14 protein-coding genes and 1 pseudogene are annotated in these 16290 nt (G+C 64.6%); 6 read left to right on the top strand and 9 right to left on the bottom strand.

All coding sequences use genetic code 11. From position 1 onward, the window contains the following. The first annotated feature begins 218 nt into the window (after window positions 1-218). The 4 genes and pseudogenes from QCE48_RS21665 (at window position 219) to QCE48_RS21650 (ending at window position 5287) form a co-directional block, all read left to right on the top strand. On the top strand, window positions 219-437 hold the full coding sequence (locus QCE48_RS21665) for a hypothetical protein (protein WP_309784020.1): 219 nt from the start codon (window positions 219-221) through the stop codon (window positions 435-437). Window positions 438-716: 279 nt separating this feature from the next. After that, window positions 717-2777 (top strand): filamentous hemagglutinin N-terminal domain-containing protein, encoded by a 2061-nt coding sequence (locus QCE48_RS21660; RefSeq protein WP_309784019.1) that lies wholly within the window; start codon window positions 717-719, stop codon window positions 2775-2777. A gap of 208 nt (window positions 2778-2985) precedes the next feature. Next, window positions 2986-3387 (top strand): outer membrane protein assembly factor BamE, encoded by a 402-nt coding sequence (gene bamE / locus QCE48_RS21655; protein WP_309784018.1) that lies wholly within the window; start codon window positions 2986-2988, stop codon window positions 3385-3387. A gap of 136 nt (window positions 3388-3523) precedes the next feature. Continuing rightward, window positions 3524-5287, top strand: a pseudogene (locus QCE48_RS21650) (ShlB/FhaC/HecB family hemolysin secretion/activation protein). Between the two features lie 161 nt (window positions 5288-5448). On the opposite strand, the gene QCE48_RS21645 reads toward QCE48_RS21650, so the two are convergent. After that, window positions 5449-5760, bottom strand: a complete 312-nt coding sequence (locus QCE48_RS21645) for a hypothetical protein (protein ID WP_309784017.1) — start codon at window positions 5758-5760, stop codon at window positions 5449-5451. A 153-nt stretch (window positions 5761-5913) separates the two neighbouring features. Here QCE48_RS21645 and QCE48_RS21640 point away from each other — a divergent pair, with 153 nt between their 5' ends. Next, window positions 5914-7068, top strand: coding sequence for a PDDEXK nuclease domain-containing protein (locus QCE48_RS21640; RefSeq protein WP_309784016.1), 1155 nt, complete (start codon window positions 5914-5916; stop codon window positions 7066-7068). A gap of 349 nt (window positions 7069-7417) precedes the next feature. On the opposite strand, the gene QCE48_RS21635 is transcribed toward QCE48_RS21640, so the two are convergent. From QCE48_RS21635 to QCE48_RS21610, 6 genes are all read right to left on the bottom strand, one after another. After that, on the bottom strand, window positions 7418-7723 hold the full coding sequence (locus QCE48_RS21635; RefSeq protein WP_309784015.1) for a cytochrome c: 306 nt from the start codon (window positions 7721-7723) through the stop codon (window positions 7418-7420). Window positions 7724-7740: 17 nt separating this feature from the next. Next, window positions 7741-9012, bottom strand: coding sequence for a PQQ-dependent sugar dehydrogenase (locus tag QCE48_RS21630; protein WP_309785042.1), 1272 nt, complete (start codon window positions 9010-9012; stop codon window positions 7741-7743). 105 nt (window positions 9013-9117) lie between these two features. Further along, window positions 9118-9909 (bottom strand): hypothetical protein, encoded by a 792-nt coding sequence (locus QCE48_RS21625; protein ID WP_309784014.1) that lies wholly within the window; start codon window positions 9907-9909, stop codon window positions 9118-9120. Window positions 9910-10139: 230 nt separating this feature from the next. Then, complete coding sequence (locus QCE48_RS21620; RefSeq protein ID WP_309784013.1) at window positions 10140-11339, bottom strand: DUF2235 domain-containing protein; 1200 nt, start codon at window positions 11337-11339, stop codon at window positions 10140-10142. Between the two features lie 177 nt (window positions 11340-11516). Next, on the bottom strand, window positions 11517-11882 hold the full coding sequence (locus QCE48_RS21615) for a hypothetical protein (RefSeq protein WP_309784012.1): 366 nt from the start codon (window positions 11880-11882) through the stop codon (window positions 11517-11519). A gap of 143 nt (window positions 11883-12025) precedes the next feature. After that, entirely contained in the window at window positions 12026-12247 is a 222-nt protein-coding gene (locus QCE48_RS21610; RefSeq protein ID WP_116561411.1) for a hypothetical protein, read from the bottom strand. A 109-nt stretch (window positions 12248-12356) separates the two neighbouring features. Here QCE48_RS21610 and QCE48_RS21605 point away from each other — a divergent pair, with 109 nt between their 5' ends. Then, entirely contained in the window at window positions 12357-13592 is a 1236-nt protein-coding gene (locus QCE48_RS21605; protein WP_309784011.1) for a polysaccharide pyruvyl transferase family protein, read from the top strand. A 287-nt stretch (window positions 13593-13879) separates the two neighbouring features. On the opposite strand, the gene QCE48_RS21600 is transcribed toward QCE48_RS21605, so the two are convergent. Both QCE48_RS21600 and QCE48_RS21595 read right to left on the bottom strand, forming a co-directional pair. Beyond that, window positions 13880-14983 carry an HAD family hydrolase gene (locus QCE48_RS21600; RefSeq protein WP_309784010.1) on the bottom strand — a complete coding sequence of 368 codons (1104 nt, stop codon included), beginning with the start codon at window positions 14981-14983 and terminating at the stop codon, window positions 13880-13882. 46 nt (window positions 14984-15029) lie between these two features. Beyond that, entirely contained in the window at window positions 15030-16118 is a 1089-nt protein-coding gene (locus tag QCE48_RS21595; RefSeq protein WP_309785041.1) for a formylglycine-generating enzyme family protein, read from the bottom strand. Window positions 16119-16290 lie beyond the last annotated feature (172 nt).

Below are 16290 nucleotides of genomic sequence, written 5' to 3'. Positions count from 1 at the left end.
TGATTGTCGCGTGGACGGTAGCGCCGCCGGCGTGCCTTCGAGCGGACTATCCCTGCTTCAGGTCCCTGCGTCAGTAGGGCTGTGGAATCGTCGGCGCGAAACTAACCTCACATTCAGACGCATCTGATTGCTGAATCGCGTTCCGGCAAACGTTTTTCGGGGTTCACCGTTCCGATTTGCGCTCTCGCCTGGACACATCATTCGTGAGGTTGCTCATCATGTACGTTTCTATCTGGTTGAGCGCGATTGCCGTTGCTCTCGTTGCCGCGTGGACCATCGCCTTCGCGCTGCCGATGTCCGCCGAGGAAGAACTGAATCGCGCGACGGTTTCCGAGGCGCTGCTCGACGTCGATCTTCCCGCGATGCCGAGCTGGCTGGCTTCGTCGACGAATGCGCTGGCGGCGTCGTTCTGCGGACAACAGCGCGCGCGTCACTGAAGACGGCGACCCGCTTGCATCTTCCGCGCCAATGTCTTTCGGATCAACGCGTTGGCGCGTTCATCGGTGTGATATCCACAGGGTTAGGCACAAAAACTGTGGATAATTTCGCGCCGCGTGACATCTCGATGCAAAGGTGCGCGCGACGCAGTGTTATAGGACGATTCTTATTTTCTATGTTTCGTTGTAAGACTCTCACGAACTTGACGAATGTCGACTTCGCGCGATTCGTCTGAGGATATTTTACCGTTTGTTACAAAAGTACGACGAACGGATTAGATGAATAAGAATAACTACCGGCTGGTCTTCAGCCGTCTGAGAAAGATGTTGGTCGCCGTCGACGAAAATGTCGCGGCTACGGGAAAGGAAGCCGGCCAGAGCACGCTGCGCACCGCAAAACTACCTCGCGTGACTTTTTCATTGCGGCAAATCGCGTTTGCCGCGCTTGCGTTACTCGGCGCGCTGCCGTCGTGGTCGGGCGCGCAGATCGTTGCCGGCGACGCGCACGCGCCATCGGTCATCCAGACGCAGAACGGTCGACCCCAGGTCAACATCAACCGCCCGTCCGGCGCGGGTGTGTCGATGAACACCTACGGCCAGTTCGACGTGCAGCAGAAAGGCGCGATCCTGAACAACTCGCCGACGATCATGCAGACGCAGCAGGCGGGCATGATCAACGGCAATCCAAATTTCGCGGCCGGTCAGTCGGCGCGCGTGATCGTCAATCAGGTCAACAGCGGCGCGGCGAGCCAGATCAACGGCCATCTGGAAGTCGCCGGCCAGCGCGCCGAAGTCGTGATCGCGAACGGCTCGGGCATCAGCGTAAATGGCGGCGGTTTCATCAACACGTCGCGCGCGATCCTGACCACCGGCACGCCGAACTTCGCGGCCGATGGATCGCTGGCAGGTTTCAACGTGACGGGCGGCAACATCACGGTTCAAGGCGCGGGGCTCGATGCGCGCGATACCGACCAGGTGGATCTGCCCTCGCGCGCCGTGCAGGCGAACGCGGCGATCTACGCGAAGAACCTGAACGTCGTGACCGGGGCGAACAGCGTTAATCACGACACGCTCGACGCGACGCCGATTTCAGGTGACGGTCCGGCGCACGGTGTCTCCATCGACGTGAGCCAGCTCGGCGGCATGTACGCGAACCGAATCGTGCTGGTCGGCACGGAGCAGGGCGTCGGTGTGTCGACTAAAGGCGTGCTCGCCGCGCAGTCAGGCGACCTGACGCTGACCACGCAGGGCAAGCTGGTGCTCGCCGGACAGACCAATGCGAGCGGCAATATCAACGTGTCGGCGCGTGATGGGATCGACAACAGCGGCACCACCTACGCACAGCAAAACGTCACCGCCAACACGTCCGGCGCGCTGACGAACAGCGGCGTGCTGAGCGCGCAGAAGAACGCGACGGTCAAGGCGGGCAACGTCGCCTCGACCGGCACGCTCGGCGCGGGGGTGAACGGTGACGGCAGCCTGGCATCGTCCGGCGATTTGTCGGTGACGGCGGGCGACACACTGAGCGCAACCGGGCGCAACGCGGCGGGCGGCAATGCGGCGATGCAAGGTGCATCGCTCAATCTGGCGGGCGGCCAGACGTCGGCGAATGGCAATCACGCGGGCAATATAACGGCGGGCGGCAGCTTGAACCTCAGCGCCGATCAAGCGCTGAACAATCAGAACGGCACGCTTTCAGGCGCATCGGCGACCGTCGCAGCGGCATCGATTGATAACAGTTCCGGCGACATCGAAGGCGATGCCCTCAGCATCAGTACGCCCGGCGACCTCGTGAACCGGGGCGGCACGCTCACGCAGTACGCTCAGGCGAATCAAAGCGTGTCGGTCGGTGGCACGTTCGATAACGCCAAGGGGACGCTGGCCTCGAACGCCACGAATCTGAATCTGAAAGCACAAAGGATCACTAACGATATCGGCACGATCCAGCATGCAGGAAGGGGTGCGCTGACGCTGAAAACCACGGGCGCAGTATCGAATGCGTCCGGCCAGATGACGACCAATGGCGCGTTGGCGCTGCAAGCGGGCGGCGCAATCGATAACCGTCACGGCGTGATGCGGTCGGCTGGCGGTGTCAGCCTGAACGCGGCGTCGCTTGACAATACCGCAGGGCGCATCGTCTCGCTGAATGGCGATGGTCTGACGCTGACGACCAGCGGCGCGCTGGTCAATGCCCCAGGCGCGAGTGTGAGCGGCGACCCCGGCGGCGTGATCGGCGCGAACGGCAATCTGGCGGTCAACGCCGGGACGCTCTCGAATCAGGCGCAATTCAACGCAGCGGGTAACGCCACGGTTCTCGTCGGGGTAGTGACGAACTGTTGAGCCACGACTCGCAGAATCACAGATCAAATCAACGAACCAGGCGCCAGCATTCACATCAACCGTAAAGACGGTAACTAGAAATGGTATCCACACTGGCTGACAATCCCTCACGCCCTGCGTGTCAGATAGATCAGCCAGCATTGTTTTGCGCCATAAACATCGGCGTGTCGCGAAATGAATATTGAATGCCGACGTAACCGGAAAAGAAATGAATCAGAGTTTCAGAAACACTGCTATTGCCGCTGCTCTCGCGGTCTCGATGTTGGCGGGCTGCGCAAGCCAAGGTGTCCAGCAATTGAAGGAAGAAACTGCGGTCTCCGTCGGTAGCAAGATCACGAAGGGAAAGAGCTCGCGGGACGATGTGCGCGCGACATTTGGCGACCCGACCGAAACGTCGTTTACGGATAGTGGCAACGAACTATGGCGCTACAAGTATTCGCACGCAACGGCGAAGGCGATCAACTTCGTTCCGGTCGCGAACCTGTTCACGTCCGGCGCGAACGTCGACAAGAAGGAACTGGTGGTCTTCTTTGACGACAAGGGCATCGTGAAAAACTACTCGATGCAATCCAGCAAGGAAGAGATGAGAAACGGAATTCTTCCGCAGTAACGCGTGCATCTGGACGGTACTTCGTGCGCAGCCGATGGTGCCGTCCGCAAGCACACTTGAAGCGTTGTTATCACGATCGCAGATTGACCCTGCCGGGTCATGCAGGCTGAGAACAGAATCGGGAATTGGAACAGTAATGAAGGACAAAAAGAGGCTATGCCTTCTTTCGCTCATAGCCTCTGCCTCATTGGTAGGGCAGCCTGTCGAGGCGCAGTATGCGCCTACGACAGCCGATCAAGCCGCTGCCGCCCGTGCCAACGCCGAGCAGAACCAGCAACTCCAGCAGCAACGCGACGCACAGCAGCGCGAAGCCGCCGTGCAGGCACCAGCGGTGCGCTCAACCGTGCCGACCGTCAAAGGCTATCCCGAGCTTCCGCAAGAATCACCGTGCTTCCGTATCGACACGTTCACGCTCGAAGTCCCCGCGACACTGCCCGATGCCGTGCGCGCCAAAGGAGCGTCGGCCCTACCACTGGACCCGTTCGCCTTTGCGCGTGAATGGCTCGACCACTACAAGGGCTAGTGCGTCGGCAAGTCCGGTATCGACATACTCACCAAAGCGCTGCAGCAGACGATCCTGAGCCGTGGCTACGTGACGACGCGCGTGCTGCTGCCCGAACAGGGCTTGTCGAAAGGCACGTTCACGTTCGCCTTGGTTCCCGGCGTCGTGCGTCAGCTCCGCTTTGCCGATCCCGACACACGCGGCACGTTGATGTCCGCGTTTCCGGCTAGCGCCGGCGATCTGCTCGACCTGTGTGACCTCGAACAGGGGCTGGAGCAGATGAAGCGCGTCGCGTCGCAGGAAGTGGACATGAGGATCGAGCCGACCGACAGGCCCGGCGAAAGCGATGTCGTGGTGACGGTGAAGCGTGCGAAGCCGTGGAGTTTCGTCGCTTCAGTCGATAACTCGGGATCGGATGCGACCGGCAAGTGGCAGGGCAACGTGAGCTTGGGCATCGACAATCCGCTCGGCCTGAATGACGTGCTCGCGCTCGGCGCGAACCAGGACCTGTCGTTTGGCAACAAGTCGCTCGGCTCGCACGGCTTCAACGGCTCGTACTCCGTACCGTGGGGCTACTGGACCGCGACGCTCTCGGGTAACACCAACACCTACTACCAACCGATCGCGGGCGCAAACCAGACGTTCGTGTCGAGCGGCAACTCGCAGACCGCAGCACTCAGGCTCGCGCGCGTGCTGAGTCGCAGCCAGAGCGATGTATTCGGCGTCGAGTTCCAGCTTTCGAAGCGCTTCGGCGAGAGCTTCATTGACGACACCGACATCCCGCAACAGCGGCGCAACAACACGTTCATCGAAGCGGGATTGACCGACCGGCATTACTTCGGCGCGTCTCAGTTCGACGGCACGCTCGCGTATCGGCAGGGTATCGGCGGCCTGGGTGCGACGCCTGATCCGACGCCTAATGGACCCACGTACCGGTTTCACATGGCTGTGCTCGACGCGAACCTGTCGGTGCCGTTTGCCATCGCCAGCCAGAACTTCCGTTATGTGACGGCAGTTCACGGCCAGTTCACCAACGACACGCTGGTCTATCTCGACGACCTGTCCATCGGCAGTCGTTACACGGTGCGAGGCTTCGATGGCGAAACGATGCTCGCGGCGGAAAAGGGTTTCTACTGGCGCAACGAGCTGCAATGGCTCGTCGGACAGACAGCACAGTCGCTGTATGCCGGAATCGACTACGGTCGCGTGTTCGAACCGAACACGGCGTTCCTGGCGGAAACGCAACTGGCTGGTGCGGTGATCGGCATCCGGGGCGGACTGCCCGCGCGCGTCGTGGGACTTTCGTATGACCTGTTCATCGGCACGCCGATCTACAAACCGAGCGGGTTCCCGACAGCGCGCGTGACGGTCGGCGTACAGGGCACCACGCAGTTCTGAGCGTGAGTTTAATCAATCGATTGTCCGGCGCCTATCTGCGCTGACGCACTCCATAACAGGGGGCTCGACACGCGGCAACCGACTTACCGGATCGCTATGCGTTCCGGTAAGCAAAACCGTGGATAAAAGCGGCACTGCACCGATACCCACAGCGTCAAGGCTCATGCCTCCTTGCGGTGCGCTTCGCTTTGTTTGGGATCGTCGGCGACCGAGGGGAAAAACGCGTTCCACACGGCGCGCACGCCTTCGGCCGCCGTCGCTTCGGCGTCGATGTTTTCGGTTTCCCCGGACAACGTCGGGTCCGCCGCCAGCCCGCGCCAATGCGTAAAGGTGAGCGCGGGTGTCTCGGTCCACTGGCCGTCGATAAACTTCGAGAACGCCGTCGCGCCGCTCGTCAACTGCACTTCGTACCAGCCGTCCCGAACGGGCGTGTACTGGTCGAGCGGGAACCAATCCGTCGATTCGATTTGCATCGTCTCCTCCGTTGTAGTGACAGAGATAAATAGCACGATTCGTTCCTTTTTTGTCTAACCCCGTCGCGCGGCGGGCGTCGCGAGACGGGCGAATCCGCTAACATCGGTCGCGACGATACGAACCCACACGAACCAGCACGAGGCCCCCGCCGCATGACGAAGCGAGCACTGTCCACCCATGACTACGACGGCATCCGCTCGGGCATCGTCGAGGTGCTGGAAAGCGCGCGCCGGGCGGCGGCGCGCAGCGTCAACGCGGTCATGACGGCTTCGTACTGGGAGATCGGGCGGCGGATCGTCGAGTTCGAACAGGGCGGCGCGGACCGCGCGGCCTACGGCGAAGCGCTCCTGGCCCGGCTCGCCGACGACCTGACGCAGCGCTTCGGCCGGGGCTTCGGCCGCGCGAATCTCGCGAATATGCGCGCGTTTTATCTGCAGTGGCCGCCCGGGCAGATTCTCCAGACACCGTCTGGACGATTGCCGCAGGACCCGAATGTCCAGACGGCGTCTGGAGAATCCGCAGCCACGGACGCCGCCGCGACACCGCCCGCGCTCGCGACACTCGCCGCGCGTTTTCCGCTGCCTTGGTCGGCCTACGTGCGGTTGCTTTCGGTGAAAAGCGACGCGGCGCGCACCTTCTACGCGAGCGAGGCGTTGCGCGAGGGCTGGTCGGTGCGCCAGCTCGACCGGCAGGTAAACAGCCAGCTCTACGAGCGGCTCGCGCTGTCGCGCAACAAGGCGGCGCTGGTCGAAAAAGCCGGCGAACCGGCGCCCGACGATGCGATGACGCCCGAAGAAGCGATTCGCGACCCGTTCGTGCTCGAATTTCTGGATATCAAGGACGAATACTCGGAATCCGATCTCGAAGACGCGCTGATCCACCGTCTCGCGGATTTCCTGCTCGAACTCGGCGACGATTTCGCGTTCATCGGACGCCAGCGCCGCCTGCGCATCGACGATACGTGGTTTCGCGTCGATCTCGTCTTTTTCCACCGGCGGCTGAAATGTCTGGTCGTGATCGACCTGAAGGTCGGCCGGTTCAGCTACGCCGACGCGGGCCAGATGCACCTCTACCTGAACTACGCGCGCGAGCACTGGATGAAGCCCGGCGAAAATCCGCCGGTCGGACTCATTCTCTGCGCGGGAAAAGGCAGCGCGGAAGCGCGCTACGCGCTCGACAACCTGCCCAACAAGATCCTCGCCGCCGAATATCAGACGGTTTTGCCGGACGAACAACTGATCGCGGAAGAGCTCGAACGCTCGCGACGCCAGCTCGAAGCGCGACGCGGCGGGTCGAAGGAAACGTAGCGGCGCGGCGTTCACCAAAAAACGAAAGCCCGCGCTTGGCGGGCTTTCATATGAGGGCGGGGCCAAAAACAGGCGGCGTACCTTCCGGCCAGCCCCGCTTTTCGCCCCGTTTTGCAGTCGCGTGCTCGACACGGACTACGATTTCAGCATAGGCGATTCATCGCGGAGGGCCAAGTTTTTTTCGAGATGGCCGCGCGGGTCGATTCGACCGTCGTTCAGAAAACGCAGGGCAAAAAAAAGCCCGCTCTCGTTGAGCGGGCTGAATCCATATCGGTTGAGACATGGAGGAGACAGGAGTAAGTATAAACCCTTAAATTCTCCTGTCAACACTTTTGATCACGCGCCGCCGCTACGGCTTGCCCAGACTGTGATAGTAGGCGGCGAGATTGGCGATATCCGCGTCGGTCAGCGGTTTCGCCATCAACGTCATCATGTCGTTCTGACGCGCGCCGGATTTGAAGTCGTTCAGCGCCTTCACCAGATACTCTTCGGTCTGACCAGCGAGATTGGGCGCTTCCGGAATCTTCGCGAGTCCGTCGATGCCGTGGCAGGCCTGGCACTGCACCGCCTTCGCCCGCCCCGCCTTGACGTCGGCGGCGAACGCGACGCCCGCCGTACTCACCGCGCACGCGGCGATTACGGCAGCCGATATCATCCTCGTCGTCGCGTTGGTCATTTGCCGCTTGCGTAGGAAATGCGATAGATCGCGCCGGCGTAGTCGTCGGAGACGAGCAGCGAGCCGTCCTGCAATTGCTGCACGTCCACCGGGCGGCCCATGTATTCGCCCGTCGACGTGAGCCAGCCTTCCGCGAATACTTCGGTCGGGCCGGCGGTGCCGTCGTCCTTGACCGGCGTGTACATGATGCGCGCGCCGACCGCCTTGGTCCGGTTCCACGAGCCGTGCTCGGCGTCAAAGATCCCGCCCTGATATTTCTCGGGGAACATCTTGCCCGTGTAGAACGACATGCCGAGGTCGGCCGCGTGCGCCGCCATTTCGACCTGCGGGAACACGACGCCCGCCGGCGGCGTGGCGTCCTTGTAATCGGCCGTGCGCACCTTGCCGCCGCCGTACCACGGAAAGCCGAAGTTCTCGCCGGCCTTGGTGGCGCGGTTGAGTTCTCCGGGCGGCGTGTCGTCGCCCATGCCGTCGACCTGGTTGTCGGTGAACCAGAGGGTCTTGTCCTTCGGATTGAAGTCGAGTCCGACCGAATTGCGCACGCCGTGCGCGTAGACCTCGCGGTTCTTGCCGTCCTGATCCAGCCGGATGATTCCCGCGAGGCCGTTCTTGTCGAGGTCGGCGAGCTTGTCCTTCGACGGCACGTTCCACGGCTGGCCGAGCGCGATGTAGAGCTTTTTGTCCGGTCCGATGCGGCACGCGCGCGCGCCGTGGTTGAAGCTTTCGAACTGCGTCGGGATCAGCTTGCCCTGCGGCACGACGACCGCTGCAGCGACGTCCGGGCCGCCTTCGCCGAAGAATTGCGCGGCGGGAAAACCGAGCACGCGGTTCTGCTCGACCACGTACAGCACGCCGTCGGGGGAGAAGCACACGCCATTGGGCACCTTGAACGTCACCGACGACGCGAACTGCACGACATCGCTCGCCACCCGCTGATGCGTGCGATCGGTCACCTGCCACACGCGGTTCTTGCGCGTGCCGACGAACACGACGCCCGTCGACGGTTCGATCGCCATATGACGCGCCTCCGGCACCACGGCATACAGTTCGATCTTGAAGCCCGGCGGCAGCTTGATCTGCTTGAGGTTGTTGCGCAGAGCGTCGGCGGTCTGGCCGGCTTGCGGGATGGTTTCGGCGGGCACGGTGTTGCCCGTCTGCTTGAAGTTGGACAGCGTGCCCACGTTGTCCTGCGCCGCGTAGGCGCAGGAGAGCGCGGCGAGCATGACGCTCCCTGCGGCGAGCGGCACGGCCCTGAGCGCTGCATTCATCTTCGATTTCATCTGTTCGTCTCCTTGGATGCGTCGTTTTTGAAGACTGCCACTGCGGATAAAGCCGGAAATGCGACGGCCATCGACCGCGGCCACTGACTGCGGTCACTTGCTGCCGTCGAATACGAACGCGTCCGTGCGGTCGGCGCTCGGCAGCACGGCCAACAGGCGCGCGCCGTCGAGGACCGCGTTGCCGGGCACCGTCGTGCCTGCCTGCGGACACGGCGCGGGTCCGAACGTGATCGAAACGTCGTAGGCGTTCACGCCGGTATGCGGCGCGACCGTGCCTCTGAACACGCAGCCGATGCCCGTGGTGCCGGCGAGAAAGCCGTCGTCGGTGATGGTGAGCCTGGCGGACGTGCTGCCGCGCATCGAGCCGCCCCGGCCGCTGTAGAGCCCCGCGACGATCGCGCGCGCCGGTGCCGCGTCGAGCATCGGGGCGGACGCGCCGGAGAAGGTGAGGCTTGCCGCGCCATAGCCTTTGTCGGCGACGCTGCCCGTGACGGCCGGCGCACGCGCGAAGTCGGCATCGAACGTGACGGGCGATGTCGTGCGCGTGCGCAGGCTGTAGTTTTGGGCGTTGAGGCTCGTGAACTGTCCGCTTGCGGACTGCGTGCCGTTGTTCGCGACGACCACGCCGCCCAGGCCGCCTTTACCTTTACCCGCCGACCCAGGCGCGTCGCCGTAGAACAGATACGCGGTGCCGTCGAAGAGCATCAGGAGGATGGCGTCGCCGTAGGCGGCCACGCTGCCCTTGTAGACGCCGCCGGAGGGCAGTGTCGTGGTGCCTGCGGCGGTGGCGGGCTGGAGCGGATGGCTGGCGGAGCAGGAGGCGAGAAGGAGACAGCATACGAACGAAGCGAGTAGCGCGCTGCACGACGTAGCGGTCTTTTTCATGGCGGCCTCGGTGCGTTCGATTCGTGTGGCTTGGCAGTCCGGATCTCTTTCAAACGCCGACCGTTGCGCGAGGTTTCGGCAAGCTACGCCGCACGCCCTGGCCGCGTGCGGTCCCGAAGGATTCGCACGAGTGTCTTGTATAGACCGTCGCGCGGGGCAGGTCAAGGGTACGCTTAACTAACTGCCGCGCGCGGGGCACTCGGCGAGGCGGCTCGTGAAGGGCCGCGCGCCTAACTGATCCAGACCGTATTGGTCCCGAGCTGCTGCGCGAGGGCCGTCGGCAGATACTTCAGCGACACCGCGACGGGCTGTCCGCTGACGGGATCGATGCCCATGCGGTGCGCGATCGAAATGTGCGCGCCAACGTCCTGCGGAAACGGAATCGGCGTGCGCGGCCCCTTCGGCAGCAGGGAAAACGGCGGATTCGTCCACGGTTCGTGCGACGCGCCGAAGAAGTCGGGCTTGAACGGCCACGGCTCCGGTTTCAGACGCAGTCCGACGGCGGGATCGGCGAGCCGCCGGAGCATCCAGTCGCAGGCGATGTCCGAGAGCCCCGATTCCGCGATCGGATAGCCGCCGCCGACATCCGAATGCGCGCCGACGAAAAGCGCCTGCGTGATGCCGTCGCGCTTGTCCCAGAAGGTCGGCGTGAAGTCGGCGCGCTGCTCGTCGAGGCTGATCGCGTGGATGCCGAACTGCACCTTGTCGTTGAGCGCGGTATCGGCGAAACGGAACACGTCGATGTCCGAACCGTTCGCGCCGAGATAGATCGGGATGCCGAGCGAACCGACCGTGTCCCACACGCCGATGGCGCGGATTGTGTCGACGGGAAGCGTCTCGCCCGGCTGCGGCGGATCGGACGCGAAAAGCGGCAGGCGTCTTACGAGACCGCTGAAGAGACCCGCGAGACCGCCGGCGTTCTGACGCGCCGCGAGGCGCGCTTCGCGATGCCTGCGCCACTGTTTGATGCCGAGTTCGTAGGCTTGCTCCTTGTCGTCGGGATCGTAGTTCGCGGGGTTGAGCACGCCGACGTCCGCAATCATGCCGCCGAGCGCGCGTGCGGTATACGCGCCGCGCGAAAAGCCGATCAGGAAGATCGCGTCGTCCGGCTTGTAGTTGCGCGAGATGTACGTGTAGCCGCGGACGATGCGCGCGATCAGCCCGTCGCCGAAAACGCCGCCGAGCAGCCTGATCGCGATGTTGCGCGAATCGCCGACGCCATGCAGGTACTTCGCCACCTGTCCGTCCGGACCGGGCTCCTCGATTTCCTGCTCCGACGCGAGCAGCACGGAATCCTGCTTCGGATGGCCGGCGAGGGTGTTGAAGAGCTTCCAGACGTTGGTCGTGTCGGGAATGCCGTCGTTGTCGTCGTCCTTGGAATTCGGGCCGTTCCAGGTGCCGTCCGCACAGAAAACGATGTTCTTTGCCATCTCGTCGCCCACCATTGCGATAGGGTTTCGCCGCGACGCCGCGCAACCTGCGTACCGATTCCGCGACAGCGTGCCGGCGCCAAATGTCTTATCTATCGTAGACGTTGCCGGCGCGCTGGCTAGCGCAATGCGTGCGCTCGCGTACACATGACGGGTTTTCGATCCGGGACGGCTCGCTCAGTCGGCGAGACGCTTGTCGGCCAGCGCGCGCTGGCAGTCGTCGAACACGCGCACGACGAGCGCCGATTCGTAGTTGAGGTCGTCGCTTTCGAGAATTTCTTCGACGGCGTCGAGCGCCCAGTCGGCGTTCACGTATCCGACGTTCTCCATCGCGAGGTGCTGGGCGATGGCGGTGAGCCGGGCAACGGCGAGCCAGTCGGCCTGACGCTTGTGACGGTCGAGCCACTTGCGCGACGCCTGCACGAAGAATACCGGTGCGGGCCACGACTCGTTCAGGTAGTAATTGCCGAGGCTGCCGCATGTGAGCCAGCAGAGCAATTCGACGCGGTCGCGCGGGCTGAGTTGGTGACGCACATCATTCATGGCGGCGCTCACGAAGACGATTGACGTTGCCGATAAAACATCGTTTCCCTCGGGAAAACAATATCAGATCATTTTGCATCGCGGTATACAAATGCGTCAATGCGAGCGGGCGCGCGCGGTGCCGCCTGTGGGCCAGCGCGGAACTACGCCGCTGCTTCGTCGCACCATTCGATCGCCCACGCGCGCGCGCAATGAAGCGCGTCGGATTCGTTGGCGAAGGCGTCGAGTTCGCCCGAGTGGTGCGTCTCGCCGTGTGCGCCGCGCTCGTCGTGCCCCCGCGTGATCGTGACGTGCGGGTAGAACTGGCCGTCTTCGTCGTGCCGCGCGCGGCAGTGGATGTGATAGGCCTTGTAGTCGAATCGCATGTTTGCTGTCTCCGTGGATCAGCAAAAATCCTAGCACGCGATCGCGCATGCCGACGCAGCCCGAACCCGCTACGCTTCGATAAGCACCCGCCATCCCCGGACGCCCCCAGTGACCGACGAACCGACCACGATCATCTTCGGCGCCTTCGACCGCCATAACTTCGGCGATCTTTTGTTCGCGCACATCGTCGCGCGGATGTCGGGCTGTGAGGACGCGGTGTTCGCGGGCGTCGCCGGGCGTGACCTGACGCGGTATGGCGGACACCGGGTGCGGGCGCTGACGGATCTCGCGCAGAACCTGGGCGGGCGCGCGGTGAATCTGATTCACGCGGGTGGCGAGATTCTGACGTGCGGCGCGTGGGAAGCCGCGGCCATGACGCTCGCCGGCGACGCATGGCGCCGTACCGTCGCGCACCTCGACAAAAGGCCGATGGAACGTACCGCATGGACGCAGTCCGTGCTGCACACGCGCGCGCTCGCGCCCTACGTGGCTTCGCGCGAGCTGTTTCCGCAAGCGGCCTGGGTGTCGTTCAACGCGGCCGGAGGCGTCGAACTCGATACGGTCGATGCAGCTTTGCGCGCCGAAGTCCTGCTGAAACTCGCCGCCGCCGACGACGTCAGCGTGCGCGACGCGCACACGCAAACGCTGCTCGCCGCAGCCGGCGTGAACGCGCGGCTGATCCCCGATCCGGCCGTGATGGTGGCGCAACTTGAAGGCGCGCGCATCGACGAACGCGCGCAACGGGGCGAACTCGCTCGCACGCTGGATGCGTTTCCGAACGGCTATATCGCGGTGCAGTTCAGCGCCGATTTCGGCGACGACGCCACGCTCGCGCGCATCGCCGCGCAACTGGAGCGCGTCGCGCAGGCGAGCGGACACGGCATCGTGTTCTTTCGTGCCGGCGCGGCGCCGTGGCACGACGACGCGGCATGCTACGAACGCACGGCGGCGCGCATGCGGATGAAGGCGGCGGCGATCTTCGGCTCGCTCGACGTCTGGGATATCTGCGCGCTGATCGCCCGTAGCCGCGGCTTTGTCGGCAGCAGCCTGCATGGGCGGATCGTCGCGACGGCGTTCGCTTTGCCGCGCGTCAGCGTGCGCCATCCGTCGTCCGGAGCGCACGTCACGAAGCAAGCCGCGTTCGCCTCGACCTGGGACGACGCGGACACCACGGCGTCAGTCGAAATCGACGACATCGCGTGCGCCACGATCGACGCGCTCGCGACCGACCCCGCGCGGCGCGCACGCAAGGCGCGCGAACTCGAAGCGGCGTATCGCGAAGGATTCGAGCCGGTCGCGCGTCGCTTGAGCCGCGGTGCTCCCGCGCCGCTCATTCGCCGATGACCCAGCGGCAATACGGATCGCACGGATCCGCATGCCTGACGCGCCTGAGATCCGCCGCCCACGCATCGCGATCGCCCCGACAGGCGTCGAGCCCCGCGCGTAGAACGCATGCCGCGGGATGTTGGGCTTCGCCCCCGACTGCTCGTCGAGGAACTGGTCCCATCGTTCGCTCCGTGGCGTTGAATGCGTGCGCCCGATGCGCCTCGCGGGCACGACAGGTTCCTTCGGACGGACGCGCCTGGCGCGGCTCGCCTTGGCTTCCTGACCGCCGTTGCGGCTCGCTACCCCTAGCGCGCCGGACCCGGAAAGATCGTGTTCCAGTCGTTTTTCATGCTGACGACGACCCAGCCGTCGGTCGCGGCCTCGTCCCATGCCTTGTCGAGCCGGCCGATCTTCGACTGCCGGTCGTAGGCGAACTCGCGCTCGGCGTCGTCGTGATGGACGAGGAGCGCGAGGTGCGGGTCGGTGTTCGCCGCGGTGTACTGGAGCATCTGCTGGTCGCCGTCGGAATTGCCGAACGCAAGGATCGGACGCCGCCCGATGTAGCGATAGATGCCGACAGGCTTGCCCGGACCGTCGTCGACGAAATCGAGCTTGGGCTGGCGCGTGAGCGTGGGCTTGCCGTCGCGCAGTTCGTACTTGACGAGCTGGCTGGAGCCGATCACCTGCTCCGGCGGCACGCCATAGGCCTTCTCGGCCCACGGCCGCATGAATTCGATCGTCCCGCCCGACACGATATAGGTCTTGAAGCCGTTCGCGCGCAGATACGCGAGCAGTTCGATCTGCGGCTGATAGACGAGCTCCGTGTAAGGCCGGTTGAACTTCGGATGGCGGGCCTTCGCGAGCCACGCGCGGATCGTCTGGTCGTAGGTTTCGACGCTCATGCCGCTGTTCGCGACGGCGACGAGCTGCATCAGCTGTTTCTGCTGCGCGGCGAGCGCCGCCTGGTCGCGGGCCATGAGCGCCTTGAACGCGGGATTGTTCTTCCACTCGGGATGCGCGGGCGCGGCGGCCTTCACCTGATCGAGCAGGAACGCGAACTGGACGTAGATCGGCTGCTCGGTCCAGAGCGTGCCGTCGTTGTCGAACACGGCGATGCGCTGCGCTGGTTCGACGTAGGTCATCGTGCCTTCGCGCGTCACATCGCCGACGAATTTCACGATCGCGCGTTTCGCGGGGCCGTCGCGCCACGAGGGCAGCGCGGTTTCCGCGCTGCGGGCGCTGTCGGGCGAGACATCCGGCGACGCCGCGTTGCGGTTCTGCCCGGCGCATCCTGCAAGCGTCAGCGCGAACAGCGCCGCGACGATGATCGCGGCGGCCCGGCGCGCGGCGTCGCCGAGCGCTTTCGCGGACAGGTGTTCAGGCTTGGTGCGGCGGCTCCAACTCTGCATCCGACTCTCCTTGTCGTCGAAGTTCGATGCCCGGCAGCGCAAGAAGCTAGTGAGCCGGCACGTCCGTGTCGGCGCGGGCAAGCTGCGAGCGGCCATGCGACTTGTCCCAGCTGTCCTTGTCCATCACGAGCCGAAAGCCGAGATGCGACATGCTGTTGTACGGGTCAGTGCCGCGCCGCGCGCTCGGGCGGTAGCTGAGGCAATAGTCTTCGTTGCAGAGAAACGAGCCGCCGCGCGTCACGCGCTTGGGCGCCGCGACCGGGACGCCCGGATCGGCCGGATCCCACGCGTCGCTTGGGCCCGCCGGGTTGTCGACCACGCTCGCCGTCGTCGATGCCTCGCGGCGGAACTGGTCCGCGCGATACCAGTCGGCGACCCACTGCCACGCGTTGCCCGTCATGTCGGAGAGACCGTAGGCGTTGGCGGGAAAGCTGCCGACGCGGCTCGTGCCCGCCGCGCCGCCCGCCTTCGCGCTCATCACCGGGAACGGCCGCGCTTGCTGGCCTTGCCAGACATTCGCCATCTGCTTGCCGTCGGGCGTGAACGTGTCGCCCCACGCGTAGGTGGCCTGCGTGAGCCCGCCGCGCGCGGCGAACTCCCACTCGGCCTCGGTCGGAAGACGCTTGCCGGCCCATTTCGCATACGCTTCGGCGTCCTCGTAGGACACCTGCACGACCGGATGATCGTCCTTGCCGGCGATCGTGCTCTCTGGCCCTGTCGGATGCCGCCAGTCCGCGCCCGGCACGTAGCGCCACCAGCGCGAGTAGTCTTCGAGCGACACTGGCTGGTCCGTGCCGACGAACACCATCGCGCCCGCGACGAGCGCGCTGTCCGGCGGACGCGGCGTGCCCGGCGGCAATTGCACCTCGAGCGTGTCCCAGTCGGGCTTTTTCTCGGCCGTCGTGACGTAGCCGGTGGCTTCGACGAACTGGCGGAACTCGGCGTTCGTCACGTGATGCTCGTCCATCCAGAAGCCGTGCACGCGCACCTTGTGCGCGGGACGCTCGTTGGCCTGCGCCATCTTCGCGTCGCTGCCCATCAGGAATTCGCCGCCGGGCACCCAGGCCATGCCTTGCGGACCACGCACGCCGTCGCCGAGAACGGCCTGCACCGCGGGTTTCGCGCGCGCGTTCATCGCGCCGCTCACCGCGAAGCCGATCAGCGCCGGACACGCGAACAGCAGCATCGCCCAGAGCAGCAGCTTGCGCGAGCGGCCCGCATGGCCCGCATGGCCCGAATGGCCCGAGTGGCCGACAGGGCTGCTCGCCGCGCTCTTTGCAGCAGGCGCGGCGGTCGTCGCGGGCTTG

The organism is Caballeronia sp. LZ024 (assembly GCF_031451455.1).
Classification (GTDB): Bacteria; Pseudomonadota; Gammaproteobacteria; order Burkholderiales; family Burkholderiaceae; genus Caballeronia; species Caballeronia telluris.
Note: the sequence above shows the minus strand (reverse complement) of the source record. Positions and strands in the feature narration are given on the sequence as shown.

What these genes read in the sequence shown, in the direction of transcription:
- QCE48_RS21665 (WP_309784020.1), top strand. Translation starts at nt 219, where the DNA reads ATGTACGTTTCTATCTGGTTGAGCGCGATTGCCGTTGCTCTCGTTGCC.
- QCE48_RS21660 (WP_309784019.1), top strand. Translation starts at nt 717, where the DNA reads ATGAATAAGAATAACTACCGGCTGGTCTTCAGCCGTCTGAGAAAGATG.
- bamE (WP_309784018.1), top strand. Translation starts at nt 2,986, where the DNA reads ATGAATCAGAGTTTCAGAAACACTGCTATTGCCGCTGCTCTCGCGGTC.
- QCE48_RS21645 (WP_309784017.1), bottom strand. Translation starts at nt 5,760, where the DNA reads ATGCAAATCGAATCGACGGATTGGTTCCCGCTCGACCAGTACACGCCC.
- QCE48_RS21640 (WP_309784016.1), top strand. Translation starts at nt 5,914, where the DNA reads ATGACGAAGCGAGCACTGTCCACCCATGACTACGACGGCATCCGCTCG.
- QCE48_RS21635 (WP_309784015.1), bottom strand. Translation starts at nt 7,723, where the DNA reads ATGATATCGGCTGCCGTAATCGCCGCGTGCGCGGTGAGTACGGCGGGC.
- QCE48_RS21630 (WP_309785042.1), bottom strand. Translation starts at nt 9,012, where the DNA reads ATGAATGCAGCGCTCAGGGCCGTGCCGCTCGCCGCAGGGAGCGTCATG.
- QCE48_RS21625 (WP_309784014.1), bottom strand. Translation starts at nt 9,909, where the DNA reads ATGAAAAAGACCGCTACGTCGTGCAGCGCGCTACTCGCTTCGTTCGTA.
- QCE48_RS21620 (WP_309784013.1), bottom strand. Translation starts at nt 11,339, where the DNA reads ATGGCAAAGAACATCGTTTTCTGTGCGGACGGCACCTGGAACGGCCCG.
- QCE48_RS21615 (WP_309784012.1), bottom strand. Translation starts at nt 11,882, where the DNA reads ATGAATGATGTGCGTCACCAACTCAGCCCGCGCGACCGCGTCGAATTG.
- QCE48_RS21610 (WP_116561411.1), bottom strand. Translation starts at nt 12,247, where the DNA reads ATGCGATTCGACTACAAGGCCTATCACATCCACTGCCGCGCGCGGCAC.
- QCE48_RS21600 (WP_309784010.1), bottom strand. Translation starts at nt 14,983, where the DNA reads ATGCAGAGTTGGAGCCGCCGCACCAAGCCTGAACACCTGTCCGCGAAA.
- QCE48_RS21595 (WP_309785041.1), bottom strand. Translation starts at nt 16,118, where the DNA reads ATGAACGCGCGCGCGAAACCCGCGGTGCAGGCCGTTCTCGGCGACGGC.